Origin of the sequence: Pannonibacter anstelovis (assembly GCF_036881715.1) — a bacterium.
In the GTDB taxonomy this organism is placed as follows: domain Bacteria; phylum Pseudomonadota; class Alphaproteobacteria; order Rhizobiales; family Stappiaceae; genus Pannonibacter; species Pannonibacter anstelovis.
In genome coordinates, this window is the sequence record NZ_JBAKBF010000004.1 from 316,449 (window position 1) to 337,668 (window position 21,220).

Sequence of the window (21,220 nt, forward strand, 5' to 3'; positions counted from 1 at the left end):
GACGCTTTTGCATTTTACCAAGAGTGTCACGAACTCTACGATCCTCCTTCCGGGACAGCAAACAGAACCGGAGACAGGAGCAGAGCCATGCTGCAGGATAACAAGGCCTTGCGCGGCGGACCCATGCGCCTTGCCGTTCCGCTCAACGCCCTGAGGGCCTTCGAAGCGGCGGCGCGGCACCTCTCGGTCAAAGGAGCCGCCGCGGAAATCGGTGTCACGCCTTCGGCCGTCAGCCACCAGATCCGCCTGCTGGAAGACAGCCTTGGCGTGGAACTTCTGCGCCGGACGGGCGCAAGACTGGAGCTGACGCAGGCAGGGCGGATGCTGACCCCGGGGCTTTCGGCAGGCTTCCGCCAGATCGTGGAGAGCGTCGGGAGCTTGCAGAAAGAGCGCAAGCTCGGCGCGTTGCGCCTGTCGCTGCCGCCCGGCTTCGCCGCCCACTGGCTGCTGCCCCGCCTTTCGGCCTACCCAGCTGCCCGGCCGGGCTTTGAGCTGGAGCTGCAGACCACGCAGGAGGTGGCCGATCTGGCCGCAGGCAGCGCCGATGCCGCCGTGCGCCACGGCAAAGGACACTGGAGCGGCACGGTGAGCGAACACCTTTTCGACGAGACACTGACGCTGCTGAGCCGGGCAGCAGCCGGAGACGATCCACGCGCACTTGTCAGCCGCAGCACGCTTTTCATCTCGGGCCACCGGCAGGATGCATTCGCCCGCTGGAATGAGACCCTGCCTGGCGGTACGGTGCTGCCCGCAGCCATCATCACCGTCGATTCCACCAGCCTCAGCCTGAAGGCTGCACTGGATGGCACGGGCATCACCTTTGCCGGGCCGGAACTGGCGGCTCAGGACATCGCTGCCGGACGGTTGCGTGCACTCTTCAAACATCGGGTGGACGCGGAAGCCGGCTATTACCTGTGCTATCCGCCGGCACTGGAACGGGACCGGCGCATCCGCAATCTCAAGGCTTGGCTGATGGAGGAAACCGGGGACCTGCGCCGCGCTGGCTGAAGGCGCAAAGCCCTCAGCTACGGCGCTGTGCCAGTCCTCCCTCAGGATTCACCGTCCCAATAGCCCGCAGCAGCCGGACGCTGGAATACCAGACCCATCCGACGAAGCTTCGCATCGCCGCCCGGAGCCGCTCCTGCATAGACCGCCAGTTTGCCACTGTCGGGATACTCGACAATGTCGGGATCATGCATGCTGCTCACGGCCAGATAGCGCAGTGTCTGATCCGGCCCCGCAATCAGCTGATGCGCGGTTTCCGGCCCGCCCGCCGGGCAGACCACCACATCCCCAGCCGCCACCGGAAACGTCTCTCCGCCATAGCGCAAGGTGCCGCTGCCGGAGAGGATGACGAACATCTCGTCATTCGCGAGATGGCAATGGCAGGGCCAGCCCTTCTTGCCAGGCGGAATTTCGACATAGCGGGCGCCCAGCTGCGTGGCACCCAGCGGCGCTGCGACCGCCGCCTTGCGCGCCTCAAAGCTCTGCCCATGGGCCTGCGTTTCCATCGGCAAGTCGGCAAGTGTCACAACCGGTTTCATGTTGCATCGTCCTGACAGGTTTCCTCACCTTGCAGAGGAACCCGCAATGCGGCCCGGCGCAAGTGAATGCTCTTCAATTCGGCAGCAGCTATGGTCAATCGACAGGCAGAAGCATCAGGCGGAGACTTGCGATTGACCGCAATTGCAAACCGGAGACCCGCCTTGAACAGTTGCCAAGCGCAGCGTCATGAAATCACCCACCCGGCACCTATCGCCAAGGAAGGCGCACGTATTCGCCTGCAAGCCCCCGATGGCATGCCGCTGGGTGGGCTTGTCTGGCGCCATCCGGTCCCGGATCCGCGCCGTCCGGTTGCCGTCATCGCCCCAGCCACCTCCGTGCGCTGCAGCTACTACGGGCGCTTTGCCAGCTATCTGCATGAGCATGGTTTCGAGGTGCTGACGCTCGACTATCGCGGCATCGGCTTTTCCCGGCCCGCGAGCTTGCGCGGCTTTCAGGCAGACTGGGCCGACTGGGGAGACCTTGATGTGGAAGCTGGGCTTCAGCTGGCAAATGAATTGTGGCCGGGCCAGCCGCTGCATCTCATCGGCCACTCCATCGGCGGGCTGGCCATCGGCCTTGCCCCCTCCGCCCGCAAGGCCGCACGCCTGCTGACAGTCGGGGCGCAGCACGCTTACTGGCGGGATTACGATCCCCAGCAGCGCCGCCGCATGTATCTGAAATGGCATGTGTTCATGCCGCTGGTGACGCGGCTCTTCGGCTATTTTCCAGGTAAGCGCCTTGGCTGGCTGGAGGATACCCCCGCAGGCGTGGTCCGCGACTGGAGCCGCATGGGACCGCAGCTTTCAGAGCAGCTGCGGCAGGACATGTTCATTGGCGGCGAGCGGGAGGGCGAGATACTGACCCGCCGTCTGGCGCGGATCACCGCGCCGCTGCTTGCCATCGGGCTTGATGATGATCCCTTCGGCACACCGCAGGCATTGGAGCGGCTGCTCGCCTGCTACAGCGCCAGCCCCCGGCACCATCTTCGGCTCGGCCCGCAGCACAGCGGCGGCGAGCCCATCGGCCATTTCAACTTCTTCCACGCCCGCTTCCGCCCCACCCTCTGGCCCATTGCCTTGAACTGGCTTCAGGAGGGGCGGGTCATGTCGAACAGCAAGTGACATCTTTCAAAGGCGCACACCAGTCTGAGCATCGAACACATGCAGGCAATCGCGCCGGAAGCGCAGGGGAAGGCGGGTGCGGGCGGCGAGGCCCAGATTTGATCCAAAACTTGAACCGGGACCGGCGGGAAGGCGGACGGTGAGTTCGCGCCCCGCCCACAGGCAGATGGCCAGCGTGTCGGAGCCAAGCTCCTCCAGCACATCCACGTCCACCACGAGATCTGCCTCGGCTTCGCTGCAGGCTTCGATATGCTCCGGCCGGATACCCACATCCACCTTGCGTCCGGGCTCAGCCGCAAGACCGGGCGTCCGGACCATTGCCCCGCCGTCCAGTTCCACGGCTGGGCTGCCATCGGAACTGATGACCGTGCCGGGCAGGATGTTCATCTGCGGTGAGCCGATGAATTCGGCAACGAAGCGGCAGTTGGGGCGCTCGTAAAGCTCCAGCGGGCGGCCATGCTGGATGAGATTGCCGCCGCGCAGCACCACCACACGGTCGGCCAGCGTCATGGCCTCCACCTGATCATGGGTGACGTAGATGGTTGTAGTGCGCAGCATGCGGTGCAGGCGCTTGATCTGGGTGCGCATTTCCACCCGGAGCTTGGCATCGAGGTTCGACAGCGGCTCATCAAACAGGAAGACCTTGGGCTTGCGCACGATGGCCCGTCCCATGGCAACGCGCTGGCGCTGGCCGCCGGAAAGCTGGCCGGGCTTGCGGTCCAGATAGTCTTCAAGCTGCAGGATTCGGGCAGCTTCCTCCACCTTCTGGCGGATCACCTCCGGCGCCTCGCCGCGCATCTTCAGGCCAAAGCCGATGTTCTGTGCCACGCTCATGTGCGGATAAAGGGCATAGTCCTGAAACACCATGGCAACATCGCGGCCCTTGGGCTCCACATCATTGACCACGGCCTCGCCGATGCGCAGCGTGCCGCCGCTGATCTCCTCAAGGCCCGCAATCATGCGCAGCATGGTGGACTTGCCGCAGCCCGACGGACCGACAAAGGCGACGAATTCACCGTCGCCGATCTCCAGATCAACGCCATGAATGGCCTCTACCGCGCCATAGCGTTTAACGACCTTCGCCAGCTCAATCCGCGCCATCGTTTCCTCCTCAAGCCTGTGTGCATTCATCGCCTGCTCCAGCCTCCCAGCCGGAAATTTCAAAACCATATTATCAATACGGTTGACATTATCAATAAGAATGCGATTATCAATACGATTGAAATACCCGTGGCGAACGGAAGATCCTGCATGAGCGCCGTTGAAAACCTCAGATCCCGGACACAGCCCAGCCGCAGCGAGCTGGTTGAGGAGGCTTTGCGCCGCGAGATCGTTCTCGGCAAGCTGGCTGCGGGCGAGGTGCTGCGTGAGCTGGAGCTGGCCCAGCGTTTCGATGTGGCGCAGGGCACCATCCGCGAAGCCCTGATGCGGCTGTCTGAGGAAGGGCTGATCATCCGCCGCGCCCGCCGCGACACCCATGTTTCACCGGCAAGCTCGGAAGATGTGCGCGAGCTGCTGCACATTCGCCATGACATCGAATGCCGTGCCGCCATCCGCGTGGTCGAAGCCATGGACGGCGCACTGATGAAAACATTGGAAGGGCATCTGCAGATGATGCGCCTTGCGGCTTTGCAGGAGGACGAGTACTCCCTGCTGCAGCACGATTGCCACTTCCACCTGAGCCTTTTCGCCGCCGCACATATGCCCGTGGTGGAGCCGGTGCTGGCCCGCTGCCTTGTGCACAGCCAGCGCTTCAAGATCCTCAACAGCCGCGCAGAAGACCGCGACCTGATGGCCACCGCCAACCGGCATGTGGTCATCATCGAGGCCGTGGAGGCACGCGATGCCAAGGCGCTGCATCAGGCTCTCTCACACCACATCTCCACCATCGTCGATCTGGGACCGGCGGTGATGACCGTGGGAGGCATGCCATCATGACGGCAGACCGTGACACCCTGCCCCTGCCGCCGCTTGCACCGGACATGCAGGCCGTGATGGACCGGCTGATGGCTGAAGACGGCGTGCAGCCGGACCCCACGCTTCTGCCGCCGGCCGAAGGCCGTGCAAAGGCCGAAGCTGCCAACCGGCGCTGGAACGGCCCCGCCCCGGCGATGGCGCGGGAACTGATCGTGGAAACGCCTGGCGGGCGGCGGGCATTCGTCTTCATCCCCCCGTCCGATACGGGACGTGAGGCCATCCTTTACATCCATGGCGGCGGCTGGGCCTTCTGCTCGGCTGCAACCCATGAAGGCGCAGCCCGGCGGCTGGCTCTGGCAACGGGCGCGCCTGTCATCACCTTCGACTACCGGCTGGCGCCGGAACATCCCTATCCGGCAGGACTGGACGATTGCCTTTCCCTCTGGGCGGAGCGCGAGCATATCCTTTCCGGCCGGCGCTGGTCCGTGTCCGGCGACAGCGCCGGGGCAAATCTCGCTCTGGCGCTGATGATCCGGCTCAAGAACCGCGATCTGCCGCACTGCGGGCTTCTGTTCTACGGTGTGTTCGATGCGGACTTTGAAAGCCCCAGCTACCGGCAGGTGGCCGATGGCCCTGGCCTGACGCGGGGCAAGATGCAGCGTTACTGGGATTTCTATGCGCCGGAGGAGCGGCGGTCGTCCGATCCGTGCCTGACCCCGGCGCGCGCATCCGATGAGGTGCTCGCCGCCCTGCCGCCGCTCTATCTCAATGCCGCAGAGGTGGACCCGCTGCGCTCGGACAGCGAGGCGCTGGCTGCAAGGCTGCACGCGCTTGGCCGCAAGGACCCTTTCGACACCGTGCCCGGCGTGGTGCACGGCTTCATGCAGATGAGCATCTGGCTGCCTCAGGCGGAGGCTGCCTTTGACCGTGCGGGCGAGGCGTTCCGCACGATGACCTGAACCCGCCGTAAAATATCCGCGAGTTCTTTGGGAGGAGAATAGCACATGAAGACCATGATCAGCACGCTGGCCCTCGTGGCCGGCCTCGGCACCGCTTTGCTTGCCGGTCAGGCAGATGCCGCCAGCACGGTGCGTTTCTGGTACCACTTCGACAATCCGGAAAACCCGATGTCGGATCTGGTGAAGAAGTTCGAGGCAGCAAACCCGGACATCAAGATCGATGCCCGCAACATCCCCTGGAACAGCTATTACGACAATCTCTACACCGCGATTGCCGGCGGCAATGCCCCGGACGCGGCGATGCTGAAGATGTTCGCCCTGCCCCGGCTGCTGGAAATGGAAGCGCTGGAGCCCCTGGATGAGCGGATCAACAGCTGGGACGGCAAGGACAACATTCTCGACAATCTGTTTGACCTGACCAAAGCGCAGGACGGCAAGCACTATTATCTGCCGGTGCAATATGTGGCGCTCTATCTCTATTACCGCGCCGACATGTTCGCCGAGCTGGGCCTGACCCCGCCCAAGACCTGCGAAGAACTGCGTGATGCGGCCATAAAGCTGACCCGCGACACGAACGGCGACGGCAAGATCGACACCTATGGCTTCGGCTTCCGGGGCGGCAAGTCCGGGCATGAGCATTGGGGCGCATTCACCCTTGGCCGCTCCGGCGTAGCACTTGATGCAAGCCTCAACTCCGAGGCTGGCGTGGCGGGCACGCAGTTCGTCGTCGACCTGTTCCAGAAGGACAAGGTGTTCCCGCCCTCAGCCCCGAATGACGGTTTTCAGGAGATCATCGGCGCCTTCAAGACCGGCGTGACCGCCATGACCATCCACCATGTTGGCTCTTCCCGCGATCTGGTGGCCGCCCTTGGCGACAAGGTCAGCGCCGTTCCGGTGCCCGAATGCGGCGGCGGCCGCTGGACCACCTTCGGCGATGAATCAACCGGCGTGCTCTCCTCGGCCACCGACAAGGAGGCCGCATGGAAGTGGGTGTCGTTCCTCTCCACCGAAGGCAACAACGCCCTTTTCAACACCGCGACAGGCCAGCTTCCCGTAACCAAGACCGATACCGCCAGCTGGAACGGCCATGAGGCGCGCTTCGTTGAGGCAACGAAGGACTCCCTGCCCTTCGCCCACCTGCTGCCAGCCTCGTCCAGCACGCCGGAATTCGTCAACACGGTGTGGCCAGCCAACATGCAGCGCGCGCTGCTCGGCCAGATCACCGCAGCCGAAATGAACGCCGCCATCGCCAAGCTGTTCGAAGGACAGTGACGAGGCGGGGGCGGAGGACATTTTCGCCTTGGAACCCGGCCTCTCCGCCCCTCCCCCTGGTGGGGAGGGGTAAGGGGTGGGGGGCTCCGAGGTTGCAACAAACTGAAAAATCAAAAGTTTCTTGGACGGGTCATCGATAGGGAATGCCATTTACGACCATTTATCTCCCTGCCCACCGGAGAGGCTCTTCCCCCCACCCCTACCCCCTCCCCACGAGGGGGAGGGATGCGGAGGCGCCCCAAATCCAACTCCTGACACCAACACTGAACACGCGCGCAAGCCCGGCCCGCAAACCCTGAAGAGCCAGACCATGTCCAGCACGACACTGCCCCAAGGCGGGGATATTCAGACATCGCGGCGGGCGGCCCTGTCACGGCAGGTGCTGCCGCTGGCACTGCTGTCGCCAGCCGTTCTGGTCACCCTTGCCATCGTCTTCTTTCCGATGGTGCAGACGGCCTGGATGAGCCTGCACAATTACGTTCTATTCCGGCCCAAGAGCTTCGAATGGGCGGGCCTCACGCATTATCTGGCGATCCTGCAGGACGAGGTGTTCTGGATCTCGCTGCGCCATACGGTGATCTGGATTGCGCTCACGGTTCCGGCACAGGCCCTGCTGGGGCTGGCCACGGCTCTGCTGCTGAACCAGCACTTTCCCTGGCGGCCACTTGCCCGCGCTCTCATCATCATTCCCTGGGCGCTGCCGTCTGTGGTCATTGCACTGATGTGGTCGTGGATCTACGATTCCAACTACGGCATCCTCAATGACCTTCTGCTGCGCATCGGCATTCTGGAAACCTCGATCCCCTGGCTCGCCAACCCGGATACTGCACTTTACGCAATCATCCTGACGCTCACCTGGCAGGGCTTTCCCTTCTTCGCGGTGATGATCCTCGCAGGTCTCCAGTCGATCCCCAAAAGCTATTATGAAGCGGCCTCCATCGACGGCGCGTCCACCTTGCGCCAGTTCTGGCACATCACCCTGCCGGGCATTTCGGGCGTGCTGTTCACCGCCATCCTGCTGCGCACCATCTGGGTGGCCAACTCGATGGACGTGATCTTCGTCATGACCGGCGGCGGGCCGGGCTATTCCACCTACACCCTGCCGCTCTACGCCTTCCTCGAGGCACGGACCAACCTCGACTTTGGCTACGGCTCGGCCTTGGCCATGACCTTCACCCTGCTGCTTCTGGGCGTGGTGGTGCTTTATCTGAAACGTTCGGCAAAGGCGGTGCAGTGATGGCCCTCGGACGCAAGACAACCCTCGCCCGTATCCTGACGGTCGACCTGCCGATGCTGGCGATCCTCACCTTCACGCTGGGGCCTTACCTCTGGATGGCGTTGACATCCCTGACAGCAGAAGACCAGCTCTTCACCCGCGGGCCCTCGCTCGCAGATCTCGTGCTGAGTAACTATGAGCGGCTGTTTGCCAATGTGGGCTTTGCCCGCAACATGCTGGACAGCTTCATCATCGCCTCGGGCACAGTGGTTGTGGGGCTCGCCCTGTCGGTCTCTGCCGCCTACAGCTTCTCGCGTTTCGACTTCCGCTTCAAACGGGCGCTGCTGCTGCAGTTCCTGCTGATCAACATGTTCCCGCTGGTGCTGCTGATCCTGCCGCTCTTCGTGCTGATGCGTCAGCTCGGGCTGCTCGACACGCATTTTGCCCTGATCATCGCCAACTCGACCATCGCCATCCCCTTCTCGGTCTGGATGATGACGAGCTACATCAACGGCATTCCCCGCTCGCTGGATGAAGCCGCGATGACCGATGGCTGCTCGCGCCTGCAGGCCATGACGAGGGTGGTGCTGCCGCTCTGCACCCCCGGCATCATTGCCACGGGCATCTACATCTTCATCACCGCATGGAACGAATATCTCTACGCCCTCACACTCGGCGGCCAGAGCGTGCGCCCCATCACCGTCGCCGTGCAGAGCATGATCGGCGAATACCAGGTGCAATGGGGGCTTCTGACGGCCGGCGGCATCATCGGCGCCATGCCGGCCACTCTCCTTTTCCTGATCGTGCAGCGGCGGCTGGTGGGCGGCCTGACGCAAGGCGCCGTGAAGGGCTGACCCCATCCAAGACGAGGAACCATTCCGTGAAAAATCCCATCGGCATCATCTCGATGCAATACACCCGGCCCTTCACCAATGCCGCCCTGCCCTTCCTGAAGAAGACCCGCGCGCTCGGCTTCGACTTCATCGAATTGCTGGTGCCAGAGCCGGAAGACGATCTCGACCCGGCGGAAGTGCGCCGCATCTGCGAGGGCGAAGGCCTTGGCATCGTGCTGGCCGCCCGCGTCAACCTGCAACGCTCCATCGCCAGCGAGGATGCGTCCGCACGCAAGGGCGGGCAGGATTACCTTTCCTACTGCATCACGGCGGCAGAGCGCATCGGCGCCACGATCATCGGCGGGCCTCTCTATGGCGAGCCGCTGGTCTTTGCCGGCCGGCCGCCCTTCCCCTGGAGCGCAGACCAGATCGCCGCACGCGCCGCCCGCACCATCGAGGGCCTGTCCATTGCAGCAAGGCAGGCGGCAGAAGCTGGCAGGGTGTTCGGACTGGAGCCGCTGAACCGCTTCGAGACCGACATCATTTGCACCACTGCGCAGGCCATCGAGGTCTGTGATGTAGTTGCAAACCCCGGCCTCGGCGTGATGCTGGACACGTTCCACATGAACATGGAAGAGCGCTCCATCCCCGATGCCATCCGCGCTGCCGGAAACCGGCTGGTGCATTTCCAGGCCAATGAGAACCATCGCGGCTTTCCCGGCACCGGCAACATGGACTGGACGGCCATTGCCCGCGCACTCCACGCGGTCAGCTACGAGGGGCCGGTGTCGCTGGAGCCTTTCCGCCGCGAGGATGAGCGGGTGGCCCTGCCGATCGCCCACTGGCGCGCACCCCACGAAGACGAAGATGAAAAGCTGCGGGCAGGCCTTGGCCTGATCCGCTCTGCCCTGACATTTGCTGAGGTCAATCACTGATGACGATCAAGATCGGCTGGATCGGCTGCGGCCGCCACGCAACCTGGATGCTGCTGCCGCAACTTGCCCGCAGCGGCTTCGAAATCACCGCAGTATGCGACCGGGACGAAGCAGCGGCCCGCAATGCCGCCCGCCAGTTCGGCGCGTCATCCATCCATACGGACTTTGAAGAGATGATCGCAGCAGGCGGCATCGATGCCGTCGGCATGGCAGTGGGGCCGGATATCCATTACCGGGCAACCCTTGCGGCCCTGAAGCGTGGCTTGCCCGTCTTCATGGAAAAGCCGCCTGCAGCAACAGCCGCGCAGGCGCTGGAACTGGTCAAGGCCTCGGAAGCCGCCCGCGTGCCCGTCACTGTCGGCTTCATGAAGCGCTATTCGGCCGGCAACAAGGTTGCGAAGAACATCCTCGATGGCGGCGCCTTCGGTCCGGTGCTCGGCATTCACGGCAGCTACATGACGGCGCCAACCTATTTCGCCGGAGAGGTGGACTACACCGGCTTCTACCTGCACCACTGCGTCCACTACATGGATCTGATCACCTGGTTTGCCGGTTCCGAGTTTGCTGACGTGCGCCTGCGCAAGAACGTGCCGGACAAGGGCAAGATGCTGCTGCACATGAATTTCGAGTGCGAAAACGGCGTCATCGGCAACATCATCATGGGCACGGTCCAGTCACGCGGCACACCGATGGAATTCGTCCAGATCATGGGCGACCACAACCGCATCGAGGTGGAGAACGTCATCAACGTCACCTGGCACCGCAACCCGCCCTTCAAGGTGGACGACCCTGAGGCAAGCCTTGACCCGGGCTGCGACAGCCTCACCTGGTCGCCCAATTTCACCGCCGCCGCCAACGAGGACTACAAAGGCTACCACGCCCTTCTGCTTGATGTGGCTGCCACAATGCGCGGCGAGAGCAACAATGCTCCGCAGATCCATGACGGCTGGCTGGCGATGAAGCGGCTGGAGACGATGATTGCGCTGATCGAGGGGTGATACCAGCTTTCCCCCAAGAGTAAGCCGGTCGGTTGCGTAGAGCGTCAGGGGCCGAAATATAAGCAGTTCAAAAAGGGCCTGCACCCGCCGGACACGGCAGGTGCAGGCCCTGTTCGTTTGCACCTTACCGCAGGCGGACTTCTTCTGCACCGGGAACAGACTGCCAGCCTTTAGGACCACTTCCAGTGAAAGCCTGGAGGACCAGGAACAAATGGCGGAAGCGCCAGTTTCCTCCGGCAGGCAAGCATGCCGGAGAAATGCCGCTTGGGGAAACATGTCCAAACGTTCCGTCCGGCCAAGAGATTTCACGCAGAGAGCGCGCGTTTTCGGGGGCAGGAGAGAAAGACATGGACACAGCAGCAACCGGCTCTTCAGTCCCCTATTGCGGCGAAGCACCGTCTCCAGCGGCATTTCTAAGCAGCTGGAATCTTGATCCGGTACTGATCGCTGCCCTGCTTGCGGCGCTGGTTGCGGGAGGCAAGGCGGCGGTAAACCGGCCGGCGTTTCTGCTAGCCTGGAGTGTTCTCGTTCTCGCCTTCGTCTCACCGCTCTGCGCGCTCACCAGCGCCCTGTTCAGCGCGCGGGCGGTGCATCACCTGCTTCTGGTCAGCGTCGCGGCGCCTCTTCTGGGTCTTGCCCTGCCACTGCGCGGCATAGCCGTGCCCGCGGCCCTTGGGATGACCGGCGCCGCGCTGGTGCTATGGCATGTGCCGGTGGTCTATACGGCGGCATGGGACAGTCATGCAGTGTACTGGCTGATGCAGGCAACCCTTTTGATACCTGCGGCAGCCTTCTGGTCGGGCGTGTTCGACTGGCGGGAACAGGATGCCGGAGCGCTCCTTTCCAATGCACTGATGACCGGGGCACTCGCGGGCATCATGGGGCTGACTGGCGCCGTGCTCACCTTTGCCGCAGAGCCTCTCTACCTGGAGCATCTGCCAGTCACCCTGATGTGGGGGCTGGAACCGCTGGCTGACCAGCAGGCAGCAGGGCTGATCATGTGGGTACCGGGTCTGCTGCCGCTGGCCGTGATCGCAGCCTTCATGGCCCGGCGCGCCTGGGCGCGGGGGCTCGCGCCATGATCGCCGGGCTGAAATTCCTGCATATTGCGGGCCTTGCCTCTTGGAGTGCCGCCCTTCTTGCCATGCCCTTGCTGATGCGGGCGCATGGCAGTGCGGACAACCAGCGCCAATATGCAAGGTTCCGCCTGATCACCCACATCGGCTACATTGGCTTTGCCACACCTGCAGCTCTCATCACCATCATCGCGGGCACAGGCCTGATCTTTGCGGCAGGAGTATTCGAGCCCTGGCTGCTGTTGAAGCTGTCATTCGTTGCCGCCATGGTGCTGGTGCATGCCTGGATCGGTCATCTGATCCAGCGGTCAGGCGAAGAGCGGCGCAGCCACTGGCGGGCCGCCCCCCTTGCGGCCCTGCTGATGGTTCTGCCGCTGATCGCGGCCATCCTCGCTCTGGCGCTGGTCAAGCCGGATCTAGGCGGGGTCTTCACCGCCCTCATTCCCGATCAGCTGCTTTCGCCGCGCAAGGGGGCATTATGATCATTCTGCATCCCCAGCCCGTAGTCGAAGACCAGCTTGCCGCCATGCCAGCCGGTTACTCCGGTCATGCCTGTGGCCAGCAGGGAGGTCAGAAAACCCCAGGGCAGCACCGCCTGGACCGGATCGCCAAAGCGGATACCCCAGTTTGCGCTGAGCACCGAAAGCAGCATTACGGCCAGAATGAAATGGGTCCAGCTGGCCGCCCGGATGCGGATGCCGGGCACCAGCAGCAATTCGGCCGTGCCTGCAATGCCGGCCAATATCCCCATGAGGAAGCCGGTGCCGGACGCCCAGAATGCGGCACGCGGCCAGAACAGGTCTCCAGTCCACCAGTAGAGTGCGTCAGCCCCAAGCGTGCTGACGCACATGGCAATGGGAAAGGTCACCAGCATGGCGTGGATCGGGTGGCCGGCGATGGCAATCTTCGAGTCCGTGCGGTGGAAACTGCGGTGCTCGTGGATCGGGTCATGGAGACGGCGGCGGAACGCTCTGGTCCGGGGCATGTCTTTTCCTCCTTAAGGCTGTCTTTCAGGCAACTGGCGGCGGCACTTATGGTTCCCGCCCTTGCCGCCTGCGAGGGGCCGCTGTCCACGCTCTCCCCGCAAGGACCGGCCGCCGCAGACATCGCCACCTTGTGGTGGGCAATGCTGGCCGGGGCGGCACTGATCACCTGTCTTGTGCTGGCACTTGTCTGGCGCGCCTTCGTCCGCGCGCCCGGCAAAGCCCCCACAGAAGCCCTCGGAGAGGCCTTCTGGATCAAGGGCATGGGCCTTGGCTTCAGCTTCACCGTGCTGTTTGCAGTAGTTGGCGCCGGAATCTGGACCGGCGAGCGGCACCTGGCCCGTCCCGGCACGGAGGCAATGCGCGTCGAGGCCACGGCCCGGCAATGGGCATGGCGCTTCCGCCAGCCCGGCCCGGACGGCACCATGGTCGAGACGGAGGGCCGCCTGCACATTCCGGCCGGGCAGCCGGTGGATGTGGTCATCCGCTCGCAGGACGTGATCCATTCCTTCTGGGTTCCGCAGTTTGCAGGCAAGATGGATGCCTTGCCGGGGCGCGACACACTGCTGCGCATCGAAGCCTTCAGACCGGGCCTTTACCGGGGCCGCTCGGCGGAGTTCTCGGGCAACGGCTATGCCGGAATGCTGTTCGAGGTGCTCGCCTATGACCCGGCCTCGCCACCAGATTTCACCAGCACAGACGGGAGAGGCGCAGAATGAGCGGGCCAAACCCCAACCCTCCGCAGAATGCCCTGCGGCTGCACCGTGACCTTGACCGGATCTGGGGCCGTCCCGAAGGGCTCCGGGGCTGGATCATGACGGTCAACCACAGCGATCTCGGGCTGCGGTTCATGATCGCGGCATTCGTGTTCTTTGCCATAGCCGGATGCCTGGCCATGCTGATCCGGGCGCAGCTGGCCACGCCGGACGGCGCCTTTCTCGACACCGCGCATTACAATCAGATCTTCACGATGCACGGCAGCCTGATGATGTTTCTCTTTGCCATTCCGATGCTGGAAGGGCTGGGGATGTATCTGCTGCCGAAGATGCTGGGATCGCGGGATCTGGCCTTCCCCCGCCTCTCCGCCCTTGGCTGGTGGTGCTATCTCTTCGGCGGCCTGATCATTCTTGCCGCACTCGTGGCCGGTGTTGCACCGGATGGCGGCTGGTTCATGTACACGCCGCTGTCGTCCAAGACCTACAGCCCCGGCATCAACGCCGATGTCTGGCTGCTGGGTGTCACCTTCGTTGAGATCTCGGCGCTAGCTGCCGCCATCGAGATCACCGTCACCATTCTGCGGATGCGCGCGCCAGGCATGAAGCTGACGCAGATGCCCCTCTTCGCCTGGTACATGCTCGGCACCGCGGCCATGATGCTCGTGGGCTTTCCGCCGCTGATCCTTGCCTCGGTGCTTCTGGAAATCGAAAGGGCCTTTGGCTGGCCGTTCTTCGACGTCACGCGCGGCGGTGATCCGCTGCTGTGGCAGCATCTGTTCTGGCTGTTCGGCCATCCGGAGGTCTACATCATCTTCCTGCCGGCGGCAGGTGCCATTTCCACCATCCTGCCGGTGATGTGCCGCACGCAGATCATGGGCTACAGCGCCATCGTTGCGGCGGTGCTCGGGCTGGTGTTCCTGTCCTTCGGCCTGTGGGTGCACCACATGTTCACCACCGGCATCCCTCATATGGCGCTGGCCTTCTTCTCGGCCGCCTCGGCGCTGGTTGCCGTGCCAACCGCCGTGCAGATCTTTGCCTGGACCGGCACCATGTGGAAGGGCCGCCCGCAGATGCATCTGCCGATGCTGCATCTGATGGGTTTCTTCTCGACCTTTGTCATGGGCGGGCTGACCGGGGTGATGCTTGCCATCGTGCCCTTCAACTGGCAGGCCCATGACACGGCCTTCGTCACGGCGCATCTGCACTATGTGCTGATCGGCGGCTTCGTCTTCCCGATGATGGCGGCCGCGGTCTACTGGATGCCGCTGTTCAGCGGCAGGCAGGCCATTCGCGGCCTTGGCACAATGGCCTTCTGGCTGATCCTCATCGGCTTCCACGGCACCTTCTTCATCATGCATCTGACCGGCCTGCTGGGCATGCCACGCCGGATCGATGTCTATCCGGACAACCTGGAATGGTTGTGGCCCAATCTCGTCAGCTCTTTCTTCTCTTTTATCATGGCGGCAGGCTTTGCGCTGTTCGTGCTCGATCTTCTGCTGCAGATGCTGTTCGGCCCCAAGGCAAGGCGTGATCCCTGGCAGGCGGGGACGCTGGAATGGGGCATGGCAACCCCGGCCCCAGCCTACAACATCGCCTCGCAACCTCTGCCGGGCCAGAGCGCCGTGCAGATTGCGCGCGGTGAAGGCCTGCTGCCCGGAGCGCCCCGCAAGCGGCGGGAAACCCTGGTGGTGGATGCGATCAGCGGCGCGCCAAGGCATGTGGCGGTCCTTCCGGGCAACTCGGCTCTGCCGATTGTGACGGCCGCCGCCATCGGCGTCTTCGTGCTGCTGATGCTTGCCGGACTTTACGGATTGGCGGCAGCAGCGCTGATGGCCGTCGCGGCCACCACCTGGAGCTGGCAGCGCTTCATGGGGAGCACACATGACGAGGGACCGCTGAACGTGGCACCGGGGCTCAGCCTGCCGGTCAATCATGCAGTGCCGGACGGACTTGCGCGCACCGGATTGACCTGTCTTCTGATCGCCAATGCGGCGCTTTACGCCTGTTTCCTCTTCGCCGTCGGCTTTCTCTCGGTGATTGCTCCAAGCTGGCCAGCCCCGGCCAGCAGCATTGCCACCCTTCCAGCAGGCGTGCTGACAGGCATTCTGTGCCTGACGCTCGCAGGCACATGCGGCCTTGCGCGCCTTCCGCAGGCGCAAGGGGCAAAGCACTCTCTTTTTCTTATGCTAACTGCTCTCGTCGTCATCGCAGCGCTAGTGCCACTGCTGGATGATCCCACCCGGCATGCGCGCGACGCGCTGCGGGCGGCAGGTCTCGGCTATGTGGCACTGCATTGCGTTATCGGCCTGCTCCTCGCCCTCGTCTGCATGGTGCAGAGACTGGACGGGCGGATCGGAGAAGGGCGGGAATCTGCCTGGCCAGTTTGGCGCATCTGGCAGGACTACACGCTCGCCACGACCCTCATTCTGGTTCTGCTTGTCACACTACAGGAGGCACTCCAGTGAAATGGCCTTTACGCACCCTGCTTGGCCCCCTCTTCTGGGCCGCCGCCTTTTCCCTCATCTATGCGGCGCATGGCCTTGGCTGCGCCTGGGGATGGCCCGCCCAGCCGGCACCCATCGCCGACCTGCAGCGCTTCACGCTGTTTGCCCTCTGGCTCGTGGCTCTGGCAGGAGCGGGGACTATCCTCCTGCTGTCCCCGGATGGGGAAAGCAGGGAAGAAACGCTCGTCAGGGCCGGCGCGTGGATCGGTTTTGTCTCCGTCACCCTGACGCTGTTCCCGGTCGTGGGGCTGACCACCTGCGATGCAGGGAGCTAGTCCCGTTTGTGATCGTCTTCCAGCTTCTCCGGAAGATCCTTGCGCGGCGTGGACGCAAGCTCCTCCAGCTCCGCTTCCGTCATGCTGTCGAACATCTCCCGCGAAGCGCCGAACAGGTCCTTGCGGTCCGTCTCGCCACGCTTCGCGGACAGGGCAGCACCAGCCGCCTTCTGCTGTGCTTGTGATCTTGCAGGCATTGGGTATTCCTTTCTGTGGTTGGGGTTTCATCTGCTCTCATCCAGCCCGTCCTTGTGACCGAGGCGCTGCGACATGCGCCTCAGCAGCCAGAGCACGGCGATGGCCAGCGCGGCCGCCAGAATGGCAAGCGGCAGAAGACCGCTGCCGCAGGCAAGGCCGATAGCGCCCGCCATCCACATGCCCGCACCCGTGGTCAGGCCGGTAACCTTGCCGCCGGATCTGATGATCGAACCTGCCGCGAGGAAGGCCACACCGGCCGTCACTGCCTCAATCAGACGCAAGGGGTCTGTCTGCAGATGCGTTGCCCCCTTGAATTCTTCGGCCATGATTTCAGCGGCGATGATCGTGAAGAGACAAGCCGCCATGGACACGATCATATGCGTGCGCAGCCCCGCCGCACTGGAGTGGATCTCGCGCTCAAATCCGATCGAAGCGCCCAGTCCTGCCGCAAAGACAAGCCTCAGCAGGGCAACCTCGAAACGGACGGCGACGAACGGGTCGCGGAACTCCCCGGCAATCAGCGCCACAGTGCTGTCGATCATGAGTTTTCTCCCGGCAAGACGCCGGATGAACCCTTTAGCTGGCCTCTGTGTTCCAGCAAGTTTCAGCCTTGCAAGCGGTGGCAGGCCCTTTTGAAAACTCTGGAACAAACCACACTGGCAGCGGTTGACGGCACGAAAATGCCGCTGCGCCTGCCAGCAAGCCCTGGTGAAGCGAAGGATCTGGTGGTCTTCCAAGCTTCCCGTTTTGGCCGCTGACACGGCAGCCCCGCTTCTGCCCCTCCCAGCGCAGCGGCATTTTCGCCCCTTTTCACTTGCGGGGAGGACGCAAGCAACACCGAAGGAGAAACTCGTGGATCACAGCAAACACACACCCCTGCCGCGTCAGGACCTGAATGAAGCCGTTCTGACCGATGCCCCGATTTATGACACTGCTGACCGCAAGATTGGCACCATTTCCCATGTTCACAAGAGCGGTGACCTTACCGAAGTCGTCGTCGATGTCGGCGGTTTCCTCGGCATCGGCGCCAAGCCGGTCCTGGTACGTGCAGACCAGCTCAACCTGATGAGGGATGAGAAAGGCAAGGTGCACGGCGTTACCAGCTGGACCAAGGATCAGCTGAAAGACCTGCCTGAGCACAAGCACTGACACCAGCCGGTACAGAGCTTGAGCCATCTCAAGGCGGAATGGCACATGAGATTTGCAGGCGGCGCGGAATTTCCGGGCCGCCTTTCGCATTATCTGCATCCGGACAAAAAAGCGGCGCCCGCCAGGCGGGCGCCTGAAGTTCCAGTGAGAGACTGGGTAGGCATGAGACCCGGCCCTGAGGCAGAGATCTCGGATGTGGCAACCTGGCCGGTGATCTTATGTTCCCGCCTTTTTTTTCATTTACCGGCGGGCGATGGCTGTGGCGGCTGAACTTTTCAGAGCATGGTTTCACCGACCCAGTGCAGCATCCAGCCCAGCGCACCAAGGCAAAGCCCGGCAAGCAGCAGCAAGAGCCCGTCTCGGGTAAGGATTGCGGCCGCGACCAGCGCGATGAAACCGGAGGCAACAGTACCGCTGCCAGGCACCAGCTCCATGAAGGGCATGAAGACGGTCAGTGCCATGATCATCATCAACCAGACATACAGGCAGGGTTTTTCCGTCAATGTGCTGCAGCGCGGCTGAAGGATATGATCAATGAAGGCAACCGGCCTGCGCAGCCAGGAGACAGCCACACGCAGCCGCGCGCCTGCGATCTGCTGCCTTTCCAGAATGCCCGGGAGCCAGATGTGCCGCCGCCCGAGGATCATCTGCGCGGCGAGAATGAATTCAAGCAATGCAACCAGGGTCGTAACCCCAGGCAGGATGCTGACCGGTGACACGGAGATCAGGGCAAAGACCAGCATGAGCGTGGCGAAGGAACGCGCGCCAATGGCTTCCACCATCGTGGCGACACTGACCGCTTCCGCCTTGCCCGCCTCGTCAAGGTGATCCAGCACCGCCCCCAGCACAAGGTTATTGTCCTGCATGTCCAGCGCCGTCCTTTACCTTGGTTGCTGACAGGAAACCCGGCACGGGGGCGGAGTGTTCCACGCGAGGCAGGAACATTCCGGCATTCCGGCGGTTCACGGCCCCAGCACGGGCAACAAACGCATCACAGATGCCGCTTCCAGCCAGTTCCAAGCCATGGAGACGACATGACCACTCCGCCGCACCACCCAGCTTTCTTCCGCACCGGCCGCAGACAGTTCCTGCAGCTGTCCGCAGGCAGCTTTGCGGCAGCCGGATTTTGGCCTGCCGCCGCTTTGGCGCAGGCGCCGCTGCCGCCGCTGGAAGACTATCCAAGGGCATTCTTCACCGGCGCGGAATGGGCCTTCGTACTGGCGGCCGTGGCAAGGCTGATCCCCTTCGAAGGCGATGGCCCGGGAGCGCTGGAGGCGCGGGTGCCGGTCTTCATCGACCGGGAACTGTCCGGTGATTTCGGATTAGCGGCTGACTGGTACATGGCAGGACCGCACCAGCCCGATGCCGAACCGGAATTTGGCTGGCAGTCCCCACTGGCTCCCGCTGATGTCTACCGGCAGGCCATTCCCTTGTTTGAGGCCTGGTGCGAGACAAGCTTCGGCACGGCCTTCACCGCCTTGCCCGCCTCAGCCCAGGATAAAGCCCTAACGGCACTGGAAGAGGGCACCGTACCCTTGCCGCCGGAGTTGCGGGACTTCTTTGACCTGCTGCTCGCCAACACCAAGGAAGGATATCTGTCCGATCCGATCCACGGCGGCAATCATCAGATGGCGGCATGGGTGCATATCGGCTTCCCCGGAGCACGTGCCCATTACCGCGAATGGGTGGAGCAGCACAACGTCCCCTATCCGCTGGGTCCGGTTTCCATCTCCGGCGAGAGGGCCTGAGCGATGGCCCGGCAGGAGATGAAAAAGGACGCCGTGATCGTTGGTCTCGGCTGGACAGGATCGATCCTCGGAATGGAGCTTGCCAGCGAGGGGTTGGAGATCCTGGCGCTGGAACGCGGACCGGACCGCCGGACAGTGCCGGAAATGCGCTATCCGCAGATGATCGACGAGCTGAGCCAGGGCGAGCGACATAAGATGATGCTGCGCCCGGCACAATCCACCGTGACCTTCCGCCGGGACCTGTCCGAGACGGCCTTGCCAATACGCAAATGGGGCTCATTCCTGCTGGGCAACGGCGTGGGCGGGTCCGGCGTGCACTGGAACGGCCAGAACTGGCGCCCGCAGCCGGAGGAACTGCGGCTGCGGAGTTACATCACCGAGCGCTGGGACGCGGGCATCATCCCTGAAGACATGACCATTGCCGACTATCCCGTGACTTATGATGAACTGGAGCCCTTTTTCGACCGGTTTGAACGGGTGGCGGGCATCAGCGGCATCGCCGGCAACATCCGCGGGGAAATCCGGGACGGCGGCAACCCCTATGAGGGCTGGCGCTCACGCGACTATCCGATGCCGCCTCTGCCGATGACTTGGAACAGCGTCAAATTCGCCGCAGCTGCAAAGGCCATGGGCTATCATCCCTTCCCCCGCCCCGGGGGCAATGCCTCAACATCCTATGTCAACGAATACGGCATGCAGATGGGCGCCTGCAATTTCTGCGGCTTCTGCGAGCGCTACGGCTGCTACCAGTATTCCAAATCCTCACCGCAGACGACCATCCTCGCCGCGCTGTTCCGCAAGTCGAATTTCAGCTACCGGACAGGCGCGGAAGTGCTGCGCGTGGAGATGGCAACGGATGGGCGCACGGCCACCGGCGTGACCTATTACGACGAAGCGGCCGGCGAGGAGGTATTCCAGCCTGCAGACCTGGTGATCCTGGCAGCTTACCAGCTCGAGAATGTGCGCCTGATGCTGTTGTCTGGCATCGGCCAGCCCTATGATCCGGTGACAGGCGAAGGGGTGACGGGCAAGAACTACGCCTATCAGATCACCGGCTCCACCTCGCTGTTCTTCCGCAACGAGCATTTCAATCCTTTTGTCGGCTCAGGCATCAACGGCATGTGCATCGACGACTTCGGCGTGAATGCCATCGACTTAGGTGCGGAGGGCTTCATTGGCGGGGCCTATATTTCCTCGGCACAGACCAATGGCCAGCCGATCCGCAACATGCCCCTGCCGGAAGGAACCCCCGAATGGGGCGCGCGCTGGAAGGCCGCCATTGCCGAATGGTACGGCCACGAGATGAACATCTCGCATCATGGCTCGGTCATGTCCTACCGGGACCACTATTGCGACCTCGACCCCACGTACCGCGACCGGCACGGCAGGCCGCTGATGCGGATCACCTTCAACTGGCACGCCAACGAGCTGCGGCTGAACGCCTTTCTGCAGGAAAAGATCGAGGCGCTTGCCCGGTCCATGCAGCCGGACCTGATGCATGGCAACTACAAGGACGAGGAGTCCCGTTATGACGTGCGGCCCTATCAGACCACGCATAACACCGGCGGTTCCATCATGAGCGCAACACCGGATGGCGGGCCGCTGAACCGGTATCTGCAGGCCTGGGACAAGCACAATGTCTTCGTGATGGGCGCCGGCGCCTTCGTCCAGAACACCCAGTACAATCCGACTGGGCTGGTCGGCGGTCTCGCCTACTGGGCAGCCGATGCAATCCGCAGGCAGTATCTGCCCAACCCCCGTCCTCTGGCATGAAG

23 protein-coding genes are annotated in these 21,220 nt (G+C 63.3%); 17 read left to right on the forward strand and 6 right to left on the reverse strand.

Annotation, left to right across the window (positions count from 1 at the left end; genetic code table 11):
- Positions 1-87: 87 nt before the first annotated feature.
- Positions 88-1,008, forward strand: a complete 921-nt coding sequence (locus V6L75_RS09040; protein WP_334251176.1) for a LysR substrate-binding domain-containing protein — start codon at positions 88-90, stop codon at positions 1,006-1,008.
- Between the two features lie 41 nt (positions 1,009-1,049).
- Here V6L75_RS09040 and V6L75_RS09045 read toward each other — a convergent pair whose 3' ends face one another.
- Positions 1,050-1,544 (reverse strand): cupin domain-containing protein, encoded by a 495-nt coding sequence (locus tag V6L75_RS09045; RefSeq protein WP_334251177.1) that lies wholly within the window; start codon positions 1,542-1,544, stop codon positions 1,050-1,052.
- 162 nt (positions 1,545-1,706) lie between these two features.
- Here V6L75_RS09045 and V6L75_RS09050 point away from each other — a divergent pair, with 162 nt between their 5' ends.
- Positions 1,707-2,666, forward strand: coding sequence for an alpha/beta hydrolase family protein (locus tag V6L75_RS09050; protein ID WP_334251178.1), 960 nt, complete (start codon positions 1,707-1,709; stop codon positions 2,664-2,666).
- Positions 2,667-2,672: 6 nt separating this feature from the next.
- Here the strand turns inward: V6L75_RS09050 and V6L75_RS09055 are convergent, their stop codons facing one another.
- Positions 2,673-3,767, reverse strand: coding sequence for an ABC transporter ATP-binding protein (locus tag V6L75_RS09055; RefSeq protein ID WP_334251179.1), 1,095 nt, complete (start codon positions 3,765-3,767; stop codon positions 2,673-2,675).
- A 150-nt stretch (positions 3,768-3,917) separates the two neighbouring features.
- On the opposite strand from V6L75_RS09055, the gene V6L75_RS09060 reads away from it, so the two are divergent.
- From V6L75_RS09060 to V6L75_RS09100, 9 genes are all read left to right on the forward strand, one after another.
- A complete protein-coding gene (locus tag V6L75_RS09060; protein WP_334251180.1) occupies positions 3,918-4,604 on the forward strand; it encodes a GntR family transcriptional regulator in 687 nt (228 codons plus the stop codon).
- On the forward strand, positions 4,601-5,542 hold the full coding sequence (locus V6L75_RS09065; RefSeq protein ID WP_334251181.1) for an alpha/beta hydrolase: 942 nt from the start codon (positions 4,601-4,603) through the stop codon (positions 5,540-5,542). The genes V6L75_RS09060 and V6L75_RS09065 overlap by 4 nt, the downstream gene beginning before the upstream one ends.
- 45 nt (positions 5,543-5,587) lie before the next feature.
- Positions 5,588-6,814, forward strand: coding sequence for an ABC transporter substrate-binding protein (locus V6L75_RS09070; RefSeq protein WP_334251182.1), 1,227 nt, complete (start codon positions 5,588-5,590; stop codon positions 6,812-6,814).
- Between the two features lie 310 nt (positions 6,815-7,124).
- A complete protein-coding gene (locus V6L75_RS09075) occupies positions 7,125-8,051 on the forward strand; it encodes a carbohydrate ABC transporter permease (protein ID WP_334251183.1) in 927 nt (308 codons plus the stop codon).
- The gene (locus V6L75_RS09080) at positions 8,051-8,884 is read left to right on the forward strand and encodes a carbohydrate ABC transporter permease (RefSeq protein WP_334251184.1); all 834 of its coding nucleotides are present in this window, start codon (positions 8,051-8,053) and stop codon (positions 8,882-8,884) included. The genes V6L75_RS09075 and V6L75_RS09080 overlap by 1 nt, the downstream gene beginning before the upstream one ends.
- A 26-nt stretch (positions 8,885-8,910) precedes the next feature.
- Positions 8,911-9,798 (forward strand): sugar phosphate isomerase/epimerase family protein, encoded by an 888-nt coding sequence (locus V6L75_RS09085; RefSeq protein WP_334251185.1) that lies wholly within the window; start codon positions 8,911-8,913, stop codon positions 9,796-9,798.
- Complete coding sequence (locus V6L75_RS09090) at positions 9,798-10,796, forward strand: Gfo/Idh/MocA family protein (protein WP_334251186.1); 999 nt, start codon at positions 9,798-9,800, stop codon at positions 10,794-10,796. The genes V6L75_RS09085 and V6L75_RS09090 overlap by 1 nt, the downstream gene beginning before the upstream one ends.
- Before the next feature lie 347 nt (positions 10,797-11,143).
- On the forward strand, positions 11,144-11,878 hold the full coding sequence (locus V6L75_RS09095) for a cytochrome c oxidase assembly protein (protein ID WP_334251187.1): 735 nt from the start codon (positions 11,144-11,146) through the stop codon (positions 11,876-11,878).
- On the forward strand, positions 11,875-12,354 hold the full coding sequence (locus tag V6L75_RS09100) for a CopD family protein (protein WP_334251188.1): 480 nt from the start codon (positions 11,875-11,877) through the stop codon (positions 12,352-12,354). The genes V6L75_RS09095 and V6L75_RS09100 overlap by 4 nt, the downstream gene beginning before the upstream one ends.
- On the opposite strand, the gene V6L75_RS09105 is transcribed toward V6L75_RS09100, so the two are convergent.
- Positions 12,321-12,857: a DUF2231 domain-containing protein gene (locus V6L75_RS09105; RefSeq protein ID WP_334251189.1), complete on the reverse strand. Its 537-nt coding sequence runs from the start codon at positions 12,855-12,857 to the stop codon at positions 12,321-12,323. The genes V6L75_RS09100 and V6L75_RS09105 overlap by 34 nt on opposite strands.
- A 48-nt stretch (positions 12,858-12,905) precedes the next feature.
- Here V6L75_RS09105 and V6L75_RS09110 point away from each other — a divergent pair, with 48 nt between their 5' ends.
- Genes V6L75_RS09110 through V6L75_RS09120 form a run of 3 tightly spaced genes read left to right on the forward strand, consistent with a single transcriptional unit; the run spans position 12,906 to position 16,350 of the window.
- Complete coding sequence (locus V6L75_RS09110; protein ID WP_334251190.1) at positions 12,906-13,574, forward strand: cytochrome c oxidase subunit II; 669 nt, start codon at positions 12,906-12,908, stop codon at positions 13,572-13,574.
- Positions 13,571-16,036: a cytochrome c oxidase subunit I gene (gene ctaD / locus V6L75_RS09115; protein ID WP_334251191.1), complete on the forward strand. Its 2,466-nt coding sequence runs from the start codon at positions 13,571-13,573 to the stop codon at positions 16,034-16,036. Before V6L75_RS09110 ends, ctaD begins: the two co-directional genes overlap by 4 nt.
- Positions 16,033-16,350, forward strand: a complete 318-nt coding sequence (locus V6L75_RS09120; protein WP_334251192.1) for a hypothetical protein — start codon at positions 16,033-16,035, stop codon at positions 16,348-16,350. Before ctaD ends, V6L75_RS09120 begins: the two co-directional genes overlap by 4 nt.
- Here V6L75_RS09120 and V6L75_RS09125 read toward each other — a convergent pair.
- Both V6L75_RS09125 and V6L75_RS09130 read right to left on the reverse strand, forming a co-directional pair.
- Positions 16,347-16,547: a DUF3008 family protein gene (locus tag V6L75_RS09125; protein ID WP_050472992.1), complete on the reverse strand. Its 201-nt coding sequence runs from the start codon at positions 16,545-16,547 to the stop codon at positions 16,347-16,349. The two genes, V6L75_RS09120 and V6L75_RS09125, sit on opposite strands and share 4 nt — an antisense overlap.
- A gap of 27 nt (positions 16,548-16,574) precedes the next feature.
- Positions 16,575-17,090: an MgtC/SapB family protein gene (locus V6L75_RS09130; protein ID WP_334251193.1), complete on the reverse strand. Its 516-nt coding sequence runs from the start codon at positions 17,088-17,090 to the stop codon at positions 16,575-16,577.
- A 310-nt stretch (positions 17,091-17,400) separates the two neighbouring features.
- On the opposite strand from V6L75_RS09130, the gene V6L75_RS09135 reads away from it, so the two are divergent.
- Positions 17,401-17,697, forward strand: coding sequence for a PRC-barrel domain-containing protein (locus tag V6L75_RS09135; protein ID WP_334251194.1), 297 nt, complete (start codon positions 17,401-17,403; stop codon positions 17,695-17,697).
- Between the two features lie 275 nt (positions 17,698-17,972).
- On the opposite strand, the gene V6L75_RS09140 is transcribed toward V6L75_RS09135, so the two are convergent.
- Positions 17,973-18,563 (reverse strand): exopolysaccharide biosynthesis protein, encoded by a 591-nt coding sequence (locus V6L75_RS09140; RefSeq protein WP_334251195.1) that lies wholly within the window; start codon positions 18,561-18,563, stop codon positions 17,973-17,975.
- A gap of 168 nt (positions 18,564-18,731) precedes the next feature.
- Here V6L75_RS09140 and V6L75_RS09145 point away from each other — a divergent pair, with 168 nt between their 5' ends.
- Both V6L75_RS09145 and V6L75_RS09150 read left to right on the forward strand, forming a co-directional pair.
- Positions 18,732-19,445, forward strand: a complete 714-nt coding sequence (locus V6L75_RS09145; protein WP_334251196.1) for a gluconate 2-dehydrogenase subunit 3 family protein — start codon at positions 18,732-18,734, stop codon at positions 19,443-19,445.
- 3 nt (positions 19,446-19,448) lie between these two features.
- A complete protein-coding gene (locus V6L75_RS09150; RefSeq protein ID WP_334251197.1) occupies positions 19,449-21,218 on the forward strand; it encodes a GMC family oxidoreductase in 1,770 nt (589 codons plus the stop codon).
- Positions 21,219-21,220 lie beyond the last annotated feature (2 nt).